The sequence below is a fragment of the Falsiroseomonas sp. RANM36 genome, from assembly GCF_056682175.1.
The window spans coordinates 1-1383 of the sequence record NZ_JBWXTD010000035.1; the positions used below are offsets into that span (position 1 = coordinate 1).

Sequence of the window (1383 nt, forward strand, 5' to 3'; positions counted from 1 at the left end):
AGGGCGCCGTCGAGGAACATGCAGTGGTCGGGGGAGACCAGCAGGTCGCGGGCGGGCGTGTTCTCGGCGAGCGCGCCGGCGCGGATGCGGATCGGCGCGATGGCCTCGGCCTTGGGATGGCCGGCGAGGACCACGCGGCGGCGGCCGATCCAGAGCACCGGCTTGAGCGGCGCGCCGCGGCCCGAGACGGTGGCGACCAGGTCGCCCGCCCGCAGGCTTTCCACCGGCGTCTCGCCGCGATCGGTGCGGATCCGCGTGCCGCCCGCGAAGCAGACCAGGAAGGTGCCGAGCCCGAAGGATTGCGGGCCGGTGGTGGTATTGATGAACTCGACGCCCTGGACGAGGTTCGTCCCGTCCGGGCCGGTGACGGTGAAGAAGGCGCCGGCGCCCGGGGTGACCGTGTAGGTGCCGGCCGTGCTGAAGTCGATCGTGTCGCTGCCGCTACCGCCCGAGATGTCGTTGTTGCCGGTGCCGATGATGATCAGGTCGTCGCCCGTATCCGCGGTGACCCGGTCGCCGCCGGAGGCGATGATCGTGTCGTCGCCCGACCCCGCCTCCACCCGGTCGCCATCGGCGCCGCCATCGATCGAATCATTGCCGGCACCGCCGAAGAGCGAGTCGGCCCCACTGTCGCCGAGCAGCGTGTCGTCGCCGCTGTTGCCGATCAGACGGTCGTCGCCGCCCAGGCCGACAAGGCTGTCATTGGCGGCCCGGCCATCGGCCGTATCGTTCCCGCCCGTTCCGGGAAAGGTATCGTCACCTGAGGTTCCGACGAACGACGACATGCTAGGTCCCCCTCGACCAATGCCGATGCCGGCAGCGATCCCGCTGCCCAGCTGCCTGAAATGCGTTTTGCACGAAGCAGAAAGCGCCTACCCGCTGCCGCACGGCGTTCAGCGCTTTCCCAATCCCCAACTGCCGGTTAACTACGACTGCAACCGCGCGTTTCGCAAGGGAGAAATGCGCTGCGGCCGGTTGCAGACGCGACCTTCCCGTCGCCTGTGCCGGGGCGTGCCGCGGATGCAACGGCAGGCGTCCCGGCGCCGTGGGTCAGGCGGCGTCGCGGTCGGCGCGGCGGGCGGCGCGGGCGTCGATGGCGGCGCGGATGGCGGCGAGCTCGGCGCCGCCATGCAGCAGGGGCGCGCAAGCGCGGGCGGCATCCCAGCCCGAGCCGGCCTCGGCCAGCGTGCCGGCGATGCCGAGCTGCGCCACCGGCGCGTTCTCGAACCAGCCGCGGTTGTCGCAGTCGAGCCAGGATTCGGCCGCCGCACCCTCGGCCAGCAGCACGTCATGGCTCTCGAGCTCGACATGGTAGTAGGTGACCTCGGCGAGGCCGGCCTCCACCGTGACGGAGGTGCCGTTCACCAGCAGCCGGGCCGGCAC

General features: G+C 71.5%; 2 protein-coding genes. Both read right to left on the bottom strand.

Going from position 1 to position 1383, the window contains the following annotated elements; genetic code table 11:
• Window positions 1-785, bottom strand: a 785-nt coding sequence (locus AC1MIR_RS27720) for a Hint domain-containing protein (protein ID WP_480031396.1), incomplete at its 3' end; no start/stop codon positions are given.
• A gap of 265 nt (window positions 786-1050) precedes the next feature.
• Window positions 1051-1383 (bottom strand): Hint domain-containing protein (locus AC1MIR_RS27725; RefSeq protein ID WP_480031397.1); only part of this gene is annotated, 333 nt, incomplete at its 5' end.